General features: G+C 39.9%; 17 protein-coding genes and 2 pseudogenes. 17 read left to right on the top strand and 2 right to left on the bottom strand.

Annotation, left to right across the window (positions count from 1 at the left end):
* Positions 1-151 precede the first annotated feature (151 nt).
* The 11 genes and pseudogenes from DXB52_RS07075 (at position 152) to DXB52_RS16160 (ending at position 10912) form a co-directional block, all read left to right on the top strand.
* Positions 152-1834 carry an alpha-glucosidase gene (locus DXB52_RS07075; protein WP_118106841.1) on the top strand — a complete coding sequence of 561 codons (1683 nt, stop codon included), beginning with the start codon at positions 152-154 and terminating at the stop codon, positions 1832-1834.
* 58 nt (positions 1835-1892) lie between these two features.
* Positions 1893-3689, top strand: coding sequence for a S8 family peptidase (locus DXB52_RS07070; protein WP_118106840.1), 1797 nt, complete (start codon positions 1893-1895; stop codon positions 3687-3689).
* 195 nt (positions 3690-3884) lie between these two features.
* Positions 3885-4232, top strand: coding sequence for a TnpV protein (locus DXB52_RS07065; RefSeq protein WP_015541855.1), 348 nt, complete (start codon positions 3885-3887; stop codon positions 4230-4232).
* 120 nt (positions 4233-4352) lie between these two features.
* Positions 4353-6182: a DNA primase family protein gene (locus DXB52_RS07060; protein ID WP_243153595.1), complete on the top strand. Its 1830-nt coding sequence runs from the start codon at positions 4353-4355 to the stop codon at positions 6180-6182.
* A 196-nt stretch (positions 6183-6378) separates the two neighbouring features.
* Positions 6379-7322: pseudogene (locus DXB52_RS07055) on the top strand (ParM/StbA family protein).
* Complete coding sequence (locus DXB52_RS07050; RefSeq protein WP_002578410.1) at positions 7319-7771, top strand: hypothetical protein; 453 nt, start codon at positions 7319-7321, stop codon at positions 7769-7771. The pseudogene DXB52_RS07055 and the gene DXB52_RS07050 overlap by 4 nt, the downstream one beginning before the upstream one ends.
* A 223-nt stretch (positions 7772-7994) precedes the next feature.
* Positions 7995-8186: a hypothetical protein gene (locus DXB52_RS07045; RefSeq protein ID WP_118106839.1), complete on the top strand. Its 192-nt coding sequence runs from the start codon at positions 7995-7997 to the stop codon at positions 8184-8186.
* A 356-nt stretch (positions 8187-8542) separates the two neighbouring features.
* Complete coding sequence (locus DXB52_RS07035) at positions 8543-8923, top strand: plasmid mobilization protein (RefSeq protein WP_172675350.1); 381 nt, start codon at positions 8543-8545, stop codon at positions 8921-8923.
* Positions 8872-10113 (top strand): relaxase/mobilization nuclease domain-containing protein, encoded by a 1242-nt coding sequence (locus DXB52_RS07030; protein WP_227189164.1) that lies wholly within the window; start codon positions 8872-8874, stop codon positions 10111-10113. The genes DXB52_RS07035 and DXB52_RS07030 overlap by 52 nt, the downstream gene beginning before the upstream one ends.
* 1 nt (position 10114) lies before the next feature.
* A complete protein-coding gene (locus tag DXB52_RS07025; RefSeq protein ID WP_118106838.1) occupies positions 10115-10759 on the top strand; it encodes a DUF6040 family protein in 645 nt (214 codons plus the stop codon).
* A 12-nt stretch (positions 10760-10771) separates the two neighbouring features.
* Positions 10772-10912, top strand: coding sequence for a hypothetical protein (locus DXB52_RS16160; RefSeq protein ID WP_005333771.1), 141 nt, complete (start codon positions 10772-10774; stop codon positions 10910-10912).
* A gap of 61 nt (positions 10913-10973) precedes the next feature.
* On the opposite strand, the gene DXB52_RS07020 is transcribed toward DXB52_RS16160, so the two are convergent.
* Together DXB52_RS07020 and DXB52_RS16880 are read right to left on the bottom strand one after the other, a co-directional pair.
* On the bottom strand, positions 10974-11705 hold the full coding sequence (locus DXB52_RS07020) for a helix-turn-helix domain-containing protein (RefSeq protein ID WP_472520014.1): 732 nt from the start codon (positions 11703-11705) through the stop codon (positions 10974-10976).
* Between the two features lie 14 nt (positions 11706-11719).
* The gene (locus DXB52_RS16880; RefSeq protein ID WP_472520013.1) at positions 11720-11962 is read right to left on the bottom strand and encodes a hypothetical protein; all 243 of its coding nucleotides are present in this window, start codon (positions 11960-11962) and stop codon (positions 11720-11722) included.
* A 192-nt stretch (positions 11963-12154) separates the two neighbouring features.
* Between DXB52_RS16880 and DXB52_RS07015 the strand changes: the two genes are divergently transcribed.
* From DXB52_RS07015 to DXB52_RS06990, 6 genes and pseudogenes are all read left to right on the top strand, one after another.
* Complete coding sequence (locus tag DXB52_RS07015; RefSeq protein WP_118106837.1) at positions 12155-12739, top strand: MptD family putative ECF transporter S component; 585 nt, start codon at positions 12155-12157, stop codon at positions 12737-12739.
* Positions 12739-13476: an energy-coupling factor transporter transmembrane component T gene (locus tag DXB52_RS07010; protein WP_015540888.1), complete on the top strand. Its 738-nt coding sequence runs from the start codon at positions 12739-12741 to the stop codon at positions 13474-13476. Before DXB52_RS07015 ends, DXB52_RS07010 begins: the two co-directional genes overlap by 1 nt.
* 11 nt (positions 13477-13487) lie before the next feature.
* Positions 13488-14977, top strand: a pseudogene (locus DXB52_RS07005) (ABC transporter ATP-binding protein).
* 48 nt (positions 14978-15025) lie between these two features.
* A complete protein-coding gene (locus tag DXB52_RS07000) occupies positions 15026-15241 on the top strand; it encodes a hypothetical protein (protein WP_172675351.1) in 216 nt (71 codons plus the stop codon).
* 399 nt (positions 15242-15640) lie between these two features.
* Positions 15641-16270 carry a TetR/AcrR family transcriptional regulator gene (locus DXB52_RS06995; protein WP_008369863.1) on the top strand — a complete coding sequence of 210 codons (630 nt, stop codon included), beginning with the start codon at positions 15641-15643 and terminating at the stop codon, positions 16268-16270.
* 111 nt (positions 16271-16381) lie between these two features.
* The gene (locus tag DXB52_RS06990; protein ID WP_118106836.1) at positions 16382-18136 is read left to right on the top strand and encodes an ABC transporter ATP-binding protein; all 1755 of its coding nucleotides are present in this window, start codon (positions 16382-16384) and stop codon (positions 18134-18136) included.
* Position 18137: the final 1 nt, after the last annotated feature.

Genomic DNA, 18137 nt, shown 5'->3' with positions numbered 1-18137 from the left:
AAATAGCAGTATTGTGTTATACAATGAAAAAATAATGCAAGAATTCATACGAATACAATTATATAATAGCAGTATAATACAGAAGATGGGAACTGGCAATACGGTTACATCAGTGAGTGGCAAATAAAATGATATGAAAGAGGATGATAATATGGAAAAAAAGTGGTGGCATGACAAGGTAGCATATCAGATATATCCGAAGAGTTTTCTTGATACAAATGGAGATGGAATCGGAGATTTGAGAGGTATCATATCGAAACTGGATTATTTAAAAAAGCTTGGAATTGATATTATATGGTTATCACCGATCTATAAATCACCATTTGTAGATCAGGGCTATGACATTGCAGATTATTATGCAATTGCCGAAGAATTTGGAACGATGGAAGAATTTGATGAATTGCTGGCGGAAGCAAAAAAGCGAGACATGCATATTATCATGGATCTGGTAATCAATCATTGTTCTGATAAACATGAATGGTTTCAGAAAGCATTAGCGGATCCGGAAGGAGAATATGCGGATTATTTCTATTTCCGAGAAGGAAAGAATGGAAATCCGCCGAGTAATTATCGTTCTTATTTTGGCGGAAGCTGTTGGGAACCGGTGCCGGGAACGGATAAATATTATTTTCATATGTTCGCAAAGGAACAGCCGGATCTGAACTGGGAGAATCCGAAATTAAGACAGAAACTCTATGATATGATCAACTGGTGGCTGGAAAAGGGACTTTCCGGTTTTCGAATCGATGCGATCATTAATATCAAGAAAGATCTGAAATTTCCTGATTTTGAACCGGACGGGGCAGATGGCATGGCCGGCTGCTGGAAAATGGTTGAAAGTGTAGATGGTGTTGGAGAACTTCTGGAAGACTTAAAGAAAAATACATTCCAAAAATACGATGCATTTACAGTAGGAGAGGTCTTCAATATGAAAGCGGATGAATTACCGGAATTTATTGGAGAAAACGGACATTTCTCAACAATATTTGACTTTAGTGCACATTGCCTCAGCGATGGAGAACATGGATGGTATGATGCTCCGAAGATGGAATTTTCTAAATGGAGAAAAGCAATCTTTCAGTCTCAGATAGAAACACAGAAGTATGGATTTAAAGCAAATATTATAGAGAATCATGACGAACCGAGAGGTGTGTCAAGATTTCTTCCGGCTTATGCCCAGACTCCGGAGGGAACGAAGATGCTTGCTACGGTCAATCTTCTTCTCAGAGGAATTCCTTTCATTTATCAGGGACAGGAAATAGGCATGAAAAATGCGAAGTGGAACAGCATTGACGAATTCGATGATATCAGTACAAAAGACCAGTATCAGATTGCCCGTGAAGCCGGATTATCCGACCGGGAAGCAATGGAAGTTTGTAATCGGATGAGCCGTGACAATGCGAGAACACCGATGCAATGGACAAGTGAGGAAAATGCCGGGTTTACAAAAGGAACTGCATGGTTAAAGATAAATCCTGATTACAAAGAGATCAATGTCGAAGATCAGGAAAACAATCCGGATTCTGTTCTGAATTACTATCGGAAGTTAATTGCATTGCGTAAATCAGATGAATTTAAAAATGTATTTACTTATGGAGAATTCATTCCGGAATATGAAGAAATGGATCACATCCAGGCATTTTATCGAAAAGACGCAGCGAAATGGATTCTTGTTGCAGCTAATTTCGGAACAGATGCAGCAGACATTGAGTTAAAAGGTGATGTGAAAAAGGTATTGTTGTCGAATCAGAAGGACGAGACAGTAAATTATACAAAGAAGAGGCTGAATCTGAAAAGCTGTGAGGTGGTTGTCTTAGAGATGGAAATGGAATAATCTGCTGAATTACTTCATAAAACATAGAAATAAGAGATGAAGTAAGGTTGCAGCTTTCATGAGCCAGAAAATAGAAAATCAATTGAATCTTGCATTAGATATCACAGAAGAAGAACGTCAGAAAAGCGAGAATCTGGATATCGGGTATGATCCGGAAGAAAAAGAATGGGAATTGATCGTGAAGTATTCCGAGACGTTAGAGCGAGTAAGAACACGAGCTGTTTATGTGACGGAACTGACAGGTGGATATGCCATTATCCAAATAAAAGAAAGTCAGATAAAAGAACTGGCAGCATTTCCTGAAGTAGAATTTATAGAAAAACCAAAAAGTTTATATTTTCAAGTAGAGAATGGAAGGCGTGTGTCCTGTATTGATGAAGTACAGGCTGCGCCTTCTTTTTCTTCGATTGGGCAAGAGGGGGGAGAGGATAATCAGCAGAAAAAACAGTCGTTTCCACTGCTGGGAAAGGGCGTATTGATCGGAATTGTAGACAGTGGGATTGATTATGAAAATCCTGATTTTAGAAATGCAGATGGAACGACAAGAATTCTTGCTTTATGGGATCAGACGATACAAAACGGTAAACCGCCGGAAGGATATCATATCGGAACAGAGTTCACTTCAGAACAGATAAATGAAGCACTACGCATGGAAGTCAGGGAAGAAAGGTATCGCATAGTACCAAGCCGTGATACCAGTGGACATGGAACAGCAGTAGCCGGGATTGCGGCTGGAAATGGAAGAGGTAGTAAGAATGGAAAATATCGAGGAGCTGCACCCGAAGCAGGGCTGCTGATTGTAAAGATGGGGGGAGCAGGGGAAACAGGATTCCCAAGAACTACCCAGCTGATGCGAGGTGTGGATTATATCGTAAGAAAAGCGGAAGAGTTAAAAAAACCGGTGGCAATCAATATCAGTTTTGGGAATACATATGGTTCCCATGATGGAACAAGTCTTTTGGAAAGATATTTGAATACAGTATCTGAACGTTGGAAGAATGTGATTTGTGTAGGAAGTGGAAATGAAGGAACGACTGCGGGACATGCGGCAGGTGAATATAGAAAAGGAATGATGACAGAAGTTCAACTTGCAGTACAGCAGAGGGAGAAGTCATTCAGTTTGCAAATTTGGAAATCCTATGTCGATGAAGTCGCAATTACAATTGTCGATCCATCCGGAAATCATTCCGGCAGACTGGAAGAAAAAGAAGGAACACAAAGAATACAGATTGGTGAAACAGAACTCCTGGTTTACTATGGAGATCCAAAACCATATAGTGTTCGCCAGGAAATTTATATTAGTTTTCTACCACAAAATGAATTTGTCACAGCCGGAGTGTGGAAAATACAGATGATGCCAGACTGGGTTGTGGATAAGTTGTGGCAAATGTGGCTTCCGGTACAGAATGCACTTAATATCGGTACGGCATTTCTAAAACCAGACAGTTCCACAACACTCACGATACCTTCTACTGCATCGCTTGTTATTACTGTGGCAGCGTATAATGCATTGACCTTTTCCTATGCAGACTTCTCCGGACGAGGACCGACACAGATATACGAGGGGGAAAGTGCAATCAAACCTGATCTGGCTGCTCCGGGTGTGAGGGTAATGGCTCCTGCAGCAGGCGGAGGATATGCAGAGTTCACCGGAACTTCATTTGCAACACCATTTGCTACAGGAAGCGCGGCACTTTTGATGGAGTGGGGGATTGTGAAAGGGAATGATCCGTATCTGTATGGAGAGAAAGTGAAAGCATATTTGCGGAGAGGGGCGAGACAGATTCCGGGGTATGAGAGGTGGCCGAATGGGGAGTTGGGGTATGGGGAGGACGTTATAATAAGGTTACATTGAAGAAAGTCAGTAAAATCAAGTGTTTCCGTTCATTTTCCCAACACAGAAACGAAGCACTTTTACCATGATTTTGAAGAAAATCTGCCCGGGTTGGATTCAAAATGATATGGAAAGAAAGATTTGTAGCAATAACGTAACATGAACAGTTGGTTCTGTTACAGATAAAAGTTTAAACGAAAGAGAGGTCATAGGGATATGAAACTGACTTATACAAATGTAAATGGATACCTGATTCCGAATCTCACCTATAAATCCGGTGAGCAGATGGAGCAACTTGGCAAATATGGATTTCTTCGCAGAGATTATCTGAAGAACCATCGAAACTCAACGTATCAGGTGATGCTTTTACAGGATACGATTGGCGAGCATCTTCTGGAAGTGGACAAGGCAGCAAGAGAACGGGAAGAAGTAATCTTGGAGCAGTTGGAAGAAAAAGAACCACTGCCAGATAAGGAGAAAGATCAGATGGCATGGGTAAGAGCAGCTAATCAGCACAGAGCGATTGCAGAGGAGATTATCTTGAAAGAATTGATTTATGCATAAGAATTGCCAGTAACCAATCTGGCAGGTAACTGATAAAAATAGAATATTGTGAGTGAAGTAAGGCGTGAGTCATAAAATATGGCTTGCGTCTTTTTCTTTGTCTGAAAGGAAGTGATAAGTTTGAACAAGAAGTTTTTGAAGCATTATATGGAAACCAATCCGGAAGGGACAGCACAGACCTATATTTTTCTGGTGGACAATCAGGATATCGCATTGAATATTGTGATGTCAGGTTATCAGGCACTTTGTCTGGTGCAGGAAGATGATGGATATTATTTCAGTGCAGATTCTTTTATAGAGGAAATGAGATCTATTCAGTTTACTGGAAGCTGTCAGAGTGCCTATCATTATGTGACTGCCTGTACGGTGAAGTGGATGAATGATAAGTTACAGACATTTTTCAAAGACGCTGGTCTTGATGGAAAAGTGGGCTGGCAGTTGTTCAAAGAGAAGGAGTACCTTGGCAAACTGGATAATCAGAAAGAAGTTGAGAAATTACTGGAAAAGTATATTCTTCGGTTTGAGCGAGATCCGAAAGAAGAACCGGAACTGAGCCGTTTTCACTTATTTGATGCAAAAGGAAATGTGAAAGGTGTCCGGGATATGGAGATTGTAGATTACCTGGTGGAGAATGTTCAGTTTTTTGTGGTGGGAATCACACCGTATTATTATGAGCATGGTGTTTTCCTGGAAGACCATGATGGGGTAAGAATGAAATACCGTATCCAGAAGCTGATCTATCGTGACCAGGTACAGAGTGGAGTGATCAAAAGAATCTATAATCTGCTGATCGCACAGCCAAAAGTTCACCGAGAGGCATATGAACTAAATAAACAACCTGTGAGGTGGATCAACTTCAAAAATGGATATTATGATCCGGTTACGGGTGAAATGCTGGAACACAATCCGGATTATCTGACAATCAATCAGATTCCATTTCCCTATTATCCAGAGGATTGTGAGCAGGTGTTACAAGGTGGAGAAAATATCAAAAAGTATCTTGCATCGTCTCTTCCAAATAAAGAAGAACAGCAGACATTCTGGGAGTATTTTGGATATTGCATGACACAGGATACGCAGTTTCAGAAATTCCTTACACTGAAAGGAAATGGTGGAACCGGAAAGTCTGTGGCAGTATCACTGATCCAGTATGTGGTTGGAATCACCAATATGTCCAGCATTTCTTTACAGGATTTGAACAAACGATTCTATGCGACTGGAATGTACGGAAAGCTACTAAATGCCTGTGCGGATATTCCATGTAAAGCAATGGAGAACACAGATGTATTAAAGAAAGCAGTCGGTGAAGATACACTGATCTATGAGAAAAAGGGGCAGGATGCAATCCATTTTCACTCTTATGCGAAGCTACTTTTTTCTACCAATGAAATGCCGCAGAATCTTGAGGATAAATCAGATGCTTTTTATCGTAGACTACTGATTCTTGATATGAACCGAGTAGTAAAAAGTGCTGAAAAAGATCTGCACTTAAAGGAAAAGGTACAGGCAGAATCCGATTATGCAATTCATATGGCGATGATTGCATTGAAAAATCTGTACGAACAGGGAAAGTTCACGGAGAGCGAACACAGCAAAGAATGTGTAAGAGAAGTGCAACGGACGTCAGATAGTATCTGTGCTTTTATTGATGAGTCATTGGTGCGTGCCAAAGGGAAACGTCTGAAACGAAGTGAAGTGTTCCATATGTATGAGGAATACTGCAAAGAGAATGGCAGACAGGGGCATGGTAAATCCAACTTTTTCAGGAATATGACAGATAAAGGTTTCCTTCTGAAGCAGTACAATGGTGAGTTCTATTATCAGGATATTGCAGTTAAGGAAGAAGATTTTTGTCCTGTAGATCCAGAAGAAAGAATACCTTTTGAAGAAACAGATATAGATTATAAACAGTTACAATTAAATATGAATCAGGGAATTAAGGGCATTTAGGGCAAAATAAGCAAAAAGAAATGTTACCGGAGCAGGAAAAATAACAAAGATAGCTGCCAGAGTACATAAAATTTTGCTTTTTTTACACTGATTGCCCTTTTTCAGGTATCAACGTTTTAGCTGATACAAATATAGGTTTTTCCCGAATTTGGGAAAAAGTAAAAAAATAAAAATTAAGAAAGTGTGAGGTATGATTATGAGAATGATGAAAAACAACAATAATGAAACAGTTATGGTGATCGGGATTGATCATGGTTATGGAAACATGAAAACTGCCACCAGATGCTTTCCATCCGGTGTAGCCAGATATGACAAGGAGCCAATCTTTCAGAATAATCTTCTTGTTTACAATGGCATGTATTACCAGATCGGAGAGGAACACAAGGAGTTCTGTGCAGAGAAAACGCAGGATGAGGACTATTATGTGCTGACACTGGCGGCTATCGCAAGAGAACTTGATGGGAAAGGTATGAACAGGGCAACGGTACATATCGCAGCCGGACTTCCCCTTACCTGGGTAGCTACACAGAAAGAAGACTTTCAGAAATATCTTCTCCAGAATGAAAGTGTGGATTTTACATTCCGTAACAAAGACTACCATGTAGAGTTTGCAGGAGCTGATATTTACCCACAGGGATTTGCAGCAGCCTTCTACCGCTTACAGGATTTCAAAGGAATCAATATGCTGGCAGATATTGGAAATGGAACTATGAATATTATGTATATCAATAATTCCCGTCCATTAGAGAAGAAATGCTTTACAGAGAAATATGGAACGCATCAGTGTGTGCTTGCTGTAAGGGAATCCCTGCTGAAAGAACTGGGAACAGTGGTGGACGATCTGGTGATTGAGCAGGTGATCCGTACCGGGACAGCAGATATTGGTGAGAAATATCTGACAGTCATTCGTAAAGCTGCCGGAGATTATACGAAAGAAATTTTCCATAAGCTGAGAGAACGGGAATATATCCAGAACTGATGCGTCTGTATGTGGTCGGCGGTGGCGGTTGTATGATCCAGAATTTTGGAGAATATGACAAGAGCCGGGTGACAATTGTACGGGACATCTGTGCCACAGCGAAAGGCTATGAAGCAATGACCGTAAGGAAAATCCAGAGAAACGGAGGGATGCTTGTATGAGAAAAGAACGGAAAATCATCAACACAAATATCCGTTTGAATCTTTGTGATGAACAGGACAGGCAGGCATGGGAATATTTGCAGACGATGGACAGGGAAAAATATAAATCGTACACCAGAGCAGTTGTAGTTGCTTTAAACGATTATTTTTCCAGAGAGTACAGGAATGAAGCAGATCCGTATCTGGAAACCAGAGAAAAGGAAGATGCTTTTCTGGAAAGAGTGGAAACAGCTGTCCGGGATGGAGTGAAAGAATCTGCCCCGATGGCTATAGCGAAGAATCTGATGGAAATGCTTGTACCGTTTGTAAAAGAATCGGTAGGAGAAAGTAAGCTGTCGGACAGAATACTAACAATGGAAAAAAAGGATGGAGAGATTACAGAAGATAATCTGGACTGGGAGAAAGAAGCTGATATGGATGCAGCACTGGATTTTGCAGATAGTTTTTAGTTGGCTGCAGAATAACAGTAACAGAGAATAAGATTGACAGTAAGGAACAGCTTTACAAAAACAGAATAGCAGAAAAAGACAATGGCAGTGGTGATATTTCAGACATTATGAATTGGAGAAATGTTTATGACTGCTATTTTTATGTCTTTTAGCAGAGCTTGAAAGAGATCCAGTAAAAGAAAGACAGAAATAACAGGAAAATATAACAGAAAAGCGTTGGTAGATGGGTGGATGGAACAAGCAAGGTGAAGAAAAGAATAGAGTGCCGGATACGGCACATGATTGTCCGATACTTCGCATCGGAGTGATGCACGAACAGCCTGTTTCAGAAAGAGAAAATCTATCGAAAGGGGAGCTTTTCTCTTTCTTCCACAGTCAGTTCCTGCACCACAAAACCACCGTCATCTCTATTTAGGTTGGATAACGCAGAGGAAAAATGTTACTTGACTGGTGCTAGTTCAGTGGTGGGGAGATGACAGGCAAGTTTCGCAAAGTGGCAAGCCACTATGCACCGGAGCCAGCCTTTGGGCTGTTCCTAAACTTGCCAGAGGGCTCCGCCCCTTGGAACCCCGGCACGTCAATGGCGTAAGTATTCCTGCGAAATGTCCACCGGACATTCCTACGGAACACTTACTGATTGACTAGGACGCTGTCCTGCACCTGTATAAGAGAGCGTTGCACTCTCTTATAAATCTCCTACCAATATGCCGCCAGAACGCTGTGGCTGTTAACAAAGAATGAAAATCAAGCAATGAAAGGAGACAAAAGCCTATGAGAAAACGAAATCATACAGTAACCATACGGATGAATAAAGAGGAATACGATTTGTTTCAGAGCAAGGTTAAAGAATCCGGAAGAACACAGCAGGAAGTTGTGATAAAAGCAATCGCAGACTTGAAGATAGCAACGGCAGAGGAAATAGAAGAACTGAAAAGACTGAACCAGATGTTTGCGGATATCCTTTGTCAGCTCCGGGGAGCTACGACAAATATCAACCAGATTGCAAGAAAACTGCATACAGATGGAGAAATCCCAAACGACAGTATGTTGTATTTCCTCAATAAAAATATTCTCAAGTATCGGAAGGAGAGTGAAAGGATATGGCAGTTAATAAGACGATTAATAAGCGGACAAATACACATGGAGCAATGAGAAATTGTATTGAATATGTTTTACGACAGGACAAGACAAGTGAGCTGCTTACTTATATAACAGGCCCGTACTGTCACAATGAAATTAATTATGATCTGGTGTACAGAACCTTTTTGGAAGAAAAGAAGATGTGGAATAAAGATACAGGGAGAATGTATGCCCACAACATTATTTCCTGGCATAAGGATGAGCAGATCACCCCGGAGCAGGCATTTGAATTTGGAAAAGAGTTTGCAGAAAATTGGTTCAGTGGATTCCAGACCTTAGTGGCTGTGCATAAGGATAAAGACCATATCCACTGCCATTTGGTTACTAATTCAGTGAGTTATGAAGATGGGAGAAAGCTGCATAACACCAGAAAAGATCTGGAACGTATGAAACAGCTTACCAATCAGATGTGCCGGGAACGAGGACTGACCGTTGCCGAAAAAGGAAAGCATTTTGATGGAAGTCAGATTGAAAAAGGGGAAGTCATTGCATGGAGCAAAGACAAATATAATCTGTTCCGTCAGCAGGTAAAGGATAGCTTTGTAGCGGACTGTGCAATGGCAGTGTTAAAAGCACTGGAAAATTGTATCAGCAAAGAAAAGTTTATAGAAAAAATGAAGCAGTTCGGATGGAACGTAAACTGGACAGAGAAACGGAAGCACATTACTTTTCAGAACCAAGAGGGAAAGAAAGTACGTGACAGTAATCTGTTCAAAACATTTCATTTGGATATCAGCAAGGAGGGACTAGAGAATGAATTTAATGGAAATAGGAAAAAAGCCAGAGATTCAGCCAACAGAGACAGCAGATCAGATGAAGAACTTGCCGGATACTACCGACAAGTGGAAGCAGCTTGCGAAGGAGCAGGCGGCGTCACTGGAGCTAGTGACGGAAGAGAGAGACGAGTTACAGGTGAGAAATCAGAAGATGAACGAGTTTATCCAGAAATTTCAGGAAAGGACACACAAGCTGAAAATGGAAAAACAGAAGCTATTCTTCGAGAATCACGAAATGCAAGACGAAATTCGGAAATTAAACGACGAAATTCATCGTTTGACAACCGAACTGTCCGAAACGCAGAAGCTGAATCAATCGCTTCAGAAGAACAACGACGATTTGAGGAACAGAAACGGCTTGAAGAGCAGGAGCGAGCAAGAGCAGCTCGAAGAAGAAATAAAAGACGTTCGGGACCAGAACTCTAAATTGCAGATACAGGTTAATAAATCATCTGTTGAAGCAGTAGATGAAGCACAGAAGAAACAAAAAGAAGCAGAGAAAAAGATAGAGCAGGCAGAATCCAAAGCCCGTAACGAAAAGAAACGTGCTGAGCTGGAAATTCGTAAAGCGAAAGAAGAAGTAAAGGACAGAACGGAAAGCATGAAGTCTATAGAATATTTCTGGGGAATGGGATACATTACGGTAGTCCTGTTTGCAATTCTACAGAATGGTGCTTTTCAACATGATTTCATAGATTTTTTTATGGCTCCATTCATGTGGTATGTTCGATTTTGTAAATGGCTGGTATATCCAACTTATGATAATGGATTTAACCAGAAAATAGCATATACAGGTGGGGAAGTATGGGTTATCAGGATTCTGGCAATCGTAGCTGTGCTTTTCATAATGGGAATCATAATGGTGATAATTATGGAAACAATAAAACAATACAAAAAAATGTGGAACGAAATTTCACAAATGTTTTTGATTGGAAGCCTTTCAGGGATAGCAGTGCTTGGGGATGTAACTAGAAAATATCTGCCGGTGAATTTGATTTTGCTATTTATACTCATTAATATGGGTATCATGCTACTCAGAATATATCTTCGGAAGAAGTTTGATTATATGTAATTTGTTATTTTAATGACCAGTGGGTGGTACCTGACAAATGATAAAGCTGTTATTATGATTGCACACCGCCTAAAAACAGTACAGAAAGCTGAACGGATTTTCGCTCTGGAGAATGGAAAACCGTACAGCAGGGAATACATGAAGAACTTGTGAGACAGGATGGGATTTATCGTCATTTTATTGTTGAAAGAAGAGAGGCAACAAAATGGAGAGTTTAGGAGTCTAAATGTCTGGTGCGGCGATATTCCAAAGGTGATACACCAAAATGCTTTTTAAACACAGAGGCAAATTTGCTCTGATTCAGATATCCGACCTGTGCTGCAATCTCAGCTACAGACAGTCGTGTTGAGGCAAGCAGTTCGCCTGCTTTATTCATACGCATTTCACGCAGATAGACAGAAATATTCTGTCCGTAAACACCGCGAAAATAATTTTTTAGACTGGTTTCGCTGATAGAAAAATATTCAGCCAATTCCCACGCAGGATGATGCAGCCTTAGGTCTGAGGTGATGATATTTTCGACCTTTTTAGCAATATTAACCTGAGATTCAGTAAAGAAAGTGCAGGCCTGAGACTTAGGGATAGCCTCCAAATTTTGTAGTACTGAGAATAAAGCGAGCGTATATATTTTCATTTGAATGACTGCAAAAGAGGCCGGAAAATCATATAATTCCCATAGTTTTTTGAGAATTTCCTCAGTTTCGTGGGTCGCTGTCGATATATAAGTGCTTCCATGAGGACAAAACATCTTTGAGATTTTTCTGAAATCAATGCTAAATTCATTTTGTACCCATGTATTTTCTAAAGTAAATGTATCTATATCAATAAAGAATTCAAGCCCCTCATAGATGCGCTTTGGATAAACATATTCTTTTTGGGCGAAGCATTCTGTGAGAGAAAGTTCTCTGTCTTTGATGTAGACAAAATTTTGGTTGTTCAGGATCATTTCACAACGACCTGTCACACAATAGTTAAGAAGCAATGGACCTTTTGTAATGGAGCTGTCTGATCGAGGTCGGGAGCCGTCCAGGTTGGAGAATTTATAAAAATATATGCCAGAGACAGACCGGGAAAAAGTGAAAAAAAGGTCATCGAACCTTTACCTTCCTTCGTATTTAATATAAGCTCCATACTATATTCAGCCTGTTTTATGGATATACCTGGTATTTTGATACATTTTTTGATCACGTCGTTAATTTTCATAGAAGATCTCCCTGATATAAGTACTTTTGCCCTGTAACAGATAATATTATAGGATTTGAAGAGAGCAGAGTCAACAATAAAACCCAATGCTGTTTGGAGCTAAAATGATATTTGGTTGTAGAGATATAACAAAACATATGGTATTTTATGGAGTAGTTAGATAGAGCTAATTATACAAGGGAGGTATTCTGTATGAATAACAAATTACAGGCGAAGGACCTGATTAATCTGGGACTTTTCACAGTCCTTTATTTTGTACTCGGATGTTGTGTGGCAATTCCGATTGGCTTTGTTCCGATATTTCTTCCGATTCTTGGTGCATTGTGGACACTGATCACAGGAATTCCATTTATGTTATTCCTGACAAGGGTAAAGAAGTTTGGTATGGTAACGCTGATGGCAATTCTGAGTGGCCTTTTGATGGGACTTACCGGAATGGGATATTGGGGTGTACCTTTGGGACTTATCTTTGGGCTGCTGGGAGATTTGATTCTGAAATTTGGCAATTATAAAAGTGTTAAAAGGAGCCTGATTGGATATGCAGTATTCAGTCTCTGGATGGTTGGTACATATATTCCAATGTACTTCATGGTAGAAGATTCAAGAGCCAGCTTCGCAGCCAGTTTTGGTAAAGAGTATGCAGATAAAGTAATGGCTGTCATGCCTATGTGGAGCATTGTTCTTGTGATTGCAGGTATCTTTATCTGCGCAATCATTGGAGGAATGATTGGAAAAGCGTTGCTCAAAAAACACTTTGTAAAAGCAGGAATCGTGTAATGGATGAGATATTATCTGCTACTGTTGACAGCAGAAATGGAATTGTTTTAGATCCTAGAACAAAATTGTTTATGCTTATAACGATTACAACATTGATGTTCAGTACCAGCAATGATGGAATCATGAATATAGTGAAACCAATACTAAGCCTTATACCATTTGCATTGATTTTGTCAGAGCACAAATTCAAAACAGCCGGTAAATATGCAGTTCTCTATGCGGTATGCTTTGTACTGGAGCGGCTGGCATTGAATGTTTGGAGTGGTATGATTTCTTTTCTGATATTGGCAGCAACATCAATTATGACGCGTTTTGCACCGGGAATTATGACAGGCGCATATCTGATTTCTTCTACATCTGTAAGTGAGTTTATCAGTGCAATGGAGCGGATGCATGTCACAGAAAAAATCATAATACCGTTGTCAGTTATTTTCCGTTTCTTTCCTACAATCAAGGAAGAATATCAGGCAATCCGGGATGCAATGAAAATGAGAAATATCCGTTTTGGTGGTAAAAATCCATTCCTTATGATTGAATACCGGCTGATACCATTGATGGTATCCGTAATAAAAATTGGTGATGAGCTGTCTGCAGCAGCTCTAACAAGGGGACTTGGTGCACCGGTCAGAAGAACCAATGTCTGCGAGATTGGCTTTCATGTACAGGATTTTATTGCCATTGTTGTTTGCTTTGCATGCTTTATATTGTTCTTTTTGCATCAGTATATTGTTTTTTGAGGTAGTACATTATGATAAAAATAGATCATGCAACATTTACATATGGAGAAAATAATGAATATTCTGTGGGAATCCGGGATATTGATCTGGAGATAGAAGATGGTCAGGTTATTGTGCTATGTGGGGAGAGCGGTTGTGGAAAAACAACACTCACTCGAATGATCAATGGGTTGATTCCACATTATTATGAAGGAAAATTAACTGGTGAGATATGGATAAATGGGATAAATGTTTCGCAGCAGCCACTGTATGATACAGCAAAAATTGTTGGAAGTGTTTTTCAAAATCCACGGTCACAGTTTTTTAATGTAGACACAACAAGCGAGATTACTTTTGGATGTGAAAATCTTGGAATGCCAAAGGAAGAAGTCAAAGATCGATTGCAGGCTACAATTCAGGAGCTGCATCTGAAAAAATTGATTGGACGCAATATTTTTCAGCTTTCAGGTGGAGAGAAGCAGAAGATTGCCTGTGCAGGGGTTTCTATTATGAAACCGGATATTTTTGTCCTGGACGAACCCTCTTCTATCTGGATGCAGCTTCAATCATGGATCTGCGAAGAATAATCGCCCACTGGAAGGAACAGGGAAAAACAATTATTATATCGGAGCATCGCCTGTATTATCTGCGTGGGCTGGCGGATCGGTTTATTTATATGAAAGAGGGACAGATTATTCAGGATTATTCAGCCACAGAGTTTGAAAATCTGACAGAAGAAAAGCGAGGAGAGATGGGACTGCGGGCTTATGTTCTGGAAAATCTCCTTATGCCAGAGATGTTGATATCAGAAAGAACCACAATGGAGCTTCATGATTTTAATTTTGCATATAAGAATGGTCCACAGATTTTATATATCAGAGAATGTGAGATTCCGGCAAATCGGATTGTCGCAATTACGGGCAATAATGGAGCTGGAAAATCTACTTTTTCCCGTTGTTTCTGTGGTTTGGAAAAACAATGTGGCACAATCATCTGGAATGGAAAAACTTACAGACCAAAAGAAAGGCTGAAAGCCTGTTATATGGTTATGCAGGAAGTGAATCATCAGCTTTTTACAGAGACAATACAGGATGAAGTTATGATTAGCATGAAAGAAGAAAATGAGAAAGAAGCAGACAAATTTCTTGATATGCTGGATCTGATAAAAGTCAAAGACCGTCATCCAATGTCACTTTCCGGAGGTCAGAAGCAGCGGGCGGCTATCGCATCTGCAATTGCCTCCGGGCGCTCTGTGCTGTTTTTGGATGAACCAACCAGTGGTCTTGATCATAAGCATATGCTGGAGGTTGCAGAGGTTCTAAGAGAAGTGTGGGATACCGGAATTTCGGTTTATGTGATCACACATGATTTGGAACTGATTATAGAGTGTTGCACTGATGTCATTCATTTTGAAAATGGAACTATTGCAGATCAGTATCAGATGGATGCAGAAGGAATGGAGAAGATAAGAAAATATTTTATCCAGGGAAAGTGTTGTGGCAAGTGGAGTAAATCTGACTGATGGTAAAGGATATTGTAAATAGTTTTGGAAAGTAGATGAATGATAATTATGAGCAAATATAATCCTTTATGGAAGTGGATCAATAAAAATAAAACAGACGATTTCAAGTTGACTTTTGCTGAAATTGAAAACATTGCCGGAGTGCCTATAGATCATTCGTTCCTTACATTCAAAAAGGAACTTTTGCAGTATGGTTTTAAGGTGGTAAAAATTTCTATGAAGGAACAGACAGTAGATTTTGAAAAAGTCGAAGAGGAGGCTTAAACATGGAATCAAAGAAATAGAACTTGTAGTTGCATCTTCGATTGGTGCAGATCTTGCCATGGCATTTCTGACATAGGCAAAAATACCGTTAAAGCATGTATTTTTTGATGGTGGACAGTTTGTACAAATTGGAAAGGCAACACGCAAAATCATGGTTCCGTTCTTATATATAGCAATGAAAAGTTTATATTGGTCAAAAGGAAAGATGCTGAAGAGAATCATGTGGTGTGACGACGGCAAAATCAAACTACAGATGCATCTGCTAAGTGAAAATTGAATACACGGGAAAATTAAAAATCGAAACAGCAGACTTGACAAATTCCTGTAATGAGTTAAAATATAACAGTGCTATATAGCACTGTTATATTTTTGGAAAGAACTTTAGAGGATACGAAAAGAATGTCGACAAAAGCAGAAGATACACAGAAAAATATATTAAATACAGCCAGAAAACATTTCCTGAAAGATGGTCTGACCGGAGCATCTTTAAGAAACATTGTAAAAGATGCCGGACTTACTACTGGTGCATTTTACAAATATTATCCGACGAAAGAGGCACTTTTTGATGCACTGACAGATCCTTATATGGAACACATTTATCAGATTTATGATCAGATCGTTGAGGAGTTTGAAAAGCTTTCGGCCAGTGATCAGACAAGGAATATGTCGTATACATCCAGTGATGGAATGGAGCAGATGGTTGATTATATTTATGATCATTATGATAATTTCAGATTATTGTTGAAATGTGGAGACAGTGGAAAATTTGAACTATTCATACACAATATGGTAGAACGGGAAATGAAGTCCAGCCTGAAATATATGGAAAAGATGAAAGAGAACGGTGTGAAAATACCGATTGTAGAGGAAAGCCTTATGCATATGATCTATACGGGATTTTTTTCATCAGTATTTCAGATCATTGAGCATGATATAGACAGGGAGACTGCAAAGAAAAATGTGCATCAGCTGAAAGAATTCAATACAGGTGGCTGGGAACGATTGTGGAATATTGAATTCCCGGTATAACTAATGTAAGTCAGGTGGCTAATGCCAGTAAGCCACCTATTTTATTATATATGAGTTAGAATAAACTAATGAAAGAAACAACAATAAAACCAAAGTAAGGAGTGAACGAATGTGAAAGAAAAAAAGAAGTCGGCAATCAGCTGGATCCTGACATGGGCCGGACAAAAAAGAATTGCCTATGTGTGGAGTGTGTTACTTGCAATAGGAAATGTGATTTTTAAGATTTTGCCGTATTTTATTATTGCAGATGTAGTAAAGCTGTTTTTAAATGGTGAAAAGGAGTTTGAAATATATCTTGCAAAAGCGGTTCTGATTGCATTATCGTTTATCATTGCAGAACTGCTTCATTCACTTTCGACAGCATTGTCACATAAAGCAACGTTTGCAGTACTTGCAAATATAAGAAAATCCTGCTGTGACAAGCTGGCGCGGGTACCTCTTGGCTATGTGAAAGACACACCTTCCGGTACATTTAAAAATATCATGGTGGAAAGAATCGACAGTATCGAGACAACACTGGCGCATATTGTCCCGGAATTCACGTCCAATCTGCTAGCACCGATTGTGATTTTGATTTATTTCTTCCTGACAGACTGGAGACTGGCACTCTGGTCATTGGTGCCGGTTATAGTGGGATTTCTTTCCTATTTTGGAATGATGCTGGATTATAAACCAAGCTTCGAGAGAACGGTTCAGACAACAAAAGATCTGAATGATGCGGCAGTGGAATATATTGACGGAATCGAAGTGATCAAGGCATTTGGAAAGACAGAAAGTTCTTATGCAAAATTTACAAAGGCGGCTATGGCTTATGCAGATTCCTTTATTTCCTGGATGAAACGGTGCTCAATCTTTCATGGACTGATGATGGTGGTCACACCTTATACGCTTCTTACGGTATTGCCGTTTGGGGCACATTATGTAGCCAATGGAACACTTGCGATTTCAGATTTTGTCATCTGCATTATTTTATCACTTGGAATCGTTGGACCGTTGATCACAGTGGGTTCCTATACAGATGATCTTGGCAAAATCGGAGTGATTGTTGGTGAAGTGGCAGGAATTCTGGAACAGCCGGAGCTTGAACGTCCAGAGAAAAGTAAAAGTGTTCCAAAAGATAACTCCGTTACTCTTGAAGATGTCAGATTTGGTTATCACGACAAAGAAATCCTGCACGGAGTAACTATGGAGCTGAAAGCAGGAACGGTAAATGCAATCGTAGGACCTTCCGGAAGCGGCAAGTCGACCATCGCAAAGCTGATTGCGTCCCTGTGGGATGTGGATTCCGGAAGCATCAAAATCGGTGGAGTTGATGTCAAAGAACTGGCATTTGCAGATTTTAATCGGAAAATTGCATATGTTGCACAGGACAATTATCTGTTTAATGAAACAGTCCGTGAAAATATCAGACAGGGAAATCCGGATGCTACAGATGAACAGATCATCGAGGTGACAAAGAAAAGTGGATGCTATGAATTTATCATGCAGTTGGAGAATGGATTTGATACGGTTGTAGGAGGTGCAGGAGGACATCTGTCAGGTGGCGAGAGGCAGCGTATCTCCATTGCAAGAGCAATGTTAAAGGATGCTCCGATCGTGATCCTTGATGAGGCAACTGCCTACACAGATCCGGAAAATGAGGCAATTCTGCAGAATTCTATCGCAAAACTGGTAGCAGGGAAGACCCTGATCGTAATAGCACACAGACTTTCTACTGTTAAGGACAGTGACCAGATCTTTGTTGTAAATGATGGAAATGTAACAGCACATGGCACACATGAGGAACTTCTGGTGTCATGCCCGCTTTATAAGGAAATGTGGAATGCCCATATTTCTGTAAAAGATACGGTGAAGGAGGGAGAATGAT

The sequence above is a fragment of the Ruminococcus sp. OM04-4AA genome, assembly GCF_003462585.1.
GTDB classification, from domain to species: domain Bacteria; phylum Bacillota; class Clostridia; order Lachnospirales; family Lachnospiraceae; genus Mediterraneibacter; species Mediterraneibacter faecis.
Note: the sequence above shows the minus strand (reverse complement) of the source record. Positions and strands in the feature narration are given on the sequence as shown.

Excerpts from the sequence above, each read along its gene's own strand:
- DXB52_RS16880 (WP_472520013.1), bottom strand. The coding sequence starts at position 11,962 with ATGAAAATTAACGACGTGATCAAAAAATGTATCAAAATACCAGGTATA.
- DXB52_RS07015 (WP_118106837.1), top strand. The coding sequence starts at position 12,155 with ATGAATAACAAATTACAGGCGAAGGACCTGATTAATCTGGGACTTTTC.
- DXB52_RS07035 (WP_172675350.1), top strand. The coding sequence starts at position 8,543 with ATGAGAAAACGAAATCATACAGTAACCATACGGATGAATAAAGAGGAA.
- DXB52_RS07050 (WP_002578410.1), top strand. The coding sequence starts at position 7,319 with ATGAGAAAAGAACGGAAAATCATCAACACAAATATCCGTTTGAATCTT.
- DXB52_RS07010 (WP_015540888.1), top strand. The coding sequence starts at position 12,739 with ATGGATGAGATATTATCTGCTACTGTTGACAGCAGAAATGGAATTGTT.
- DXB52_RS07065 (WP_015541855.1), top strand. The coding sequence starts at position 3,885 with ATGAAACTGACTTATACAAATGTAAATGGATACCTGATTCCGAATCTC.
- DXB52_RS07075 (WP_118106841.1), top strand. The coding sequence starts at position 152 with ATGGAAAAAAAGTGGTGGCATGACAAGGTAGCATATCAGATATATCCG.
- DXB52_RS06995 (WP_008369863.1), top strand. The coding sequence starts at position 15,641 with ATGTCGACAAAAGCAGAAGATACACAGAAAAATATATTAAATACAGCC.
- DXB52_RS07045 (WP_118106839.1), top strand. The coding sequence starts at position 7,995 with ATGGGTGGATGGAACAAGCAAGGTGAAGAAAAGAATAGAGTGCCGGAT.
- DXB52_RS07000 (WP_172675351.1), top strand. The coding sequence starts at position 15,026 with ATGAGCAAATATAATCCTTTATGGAAGTGGATCAATAAAAATAAAACA.
- DXB52_RS07020 (WP_472520014.1), bottom strand. The coding sequence starts at position 11,705 with ATGATCCTGAACAACCAAAATTTTGTCTACATCAAAGACAGAGAACTT.
- DXB52_RS16160 (WP_005333771.1), top strand. The coding sequence starts at position 10,772 with ATGACCAGTGGGTGGTACCTGACAAATGATAAAGCTGTTATTATGATT.
- DXB52_RS07070 (WP_118106840.1), top strand. The coding sequence starts at position 1,893 with ATGAGCCAGAAAATAGAAAATCAATTGAATCTTGCATTAGATATCACA.
- DXB52_RS07030 (WP_227189164.1), top strand. The coding sequence starts at position 8,872 with ATGGCAGTTAATAAGACGATTAATAAGCGGACAAATACACATGGAGCA.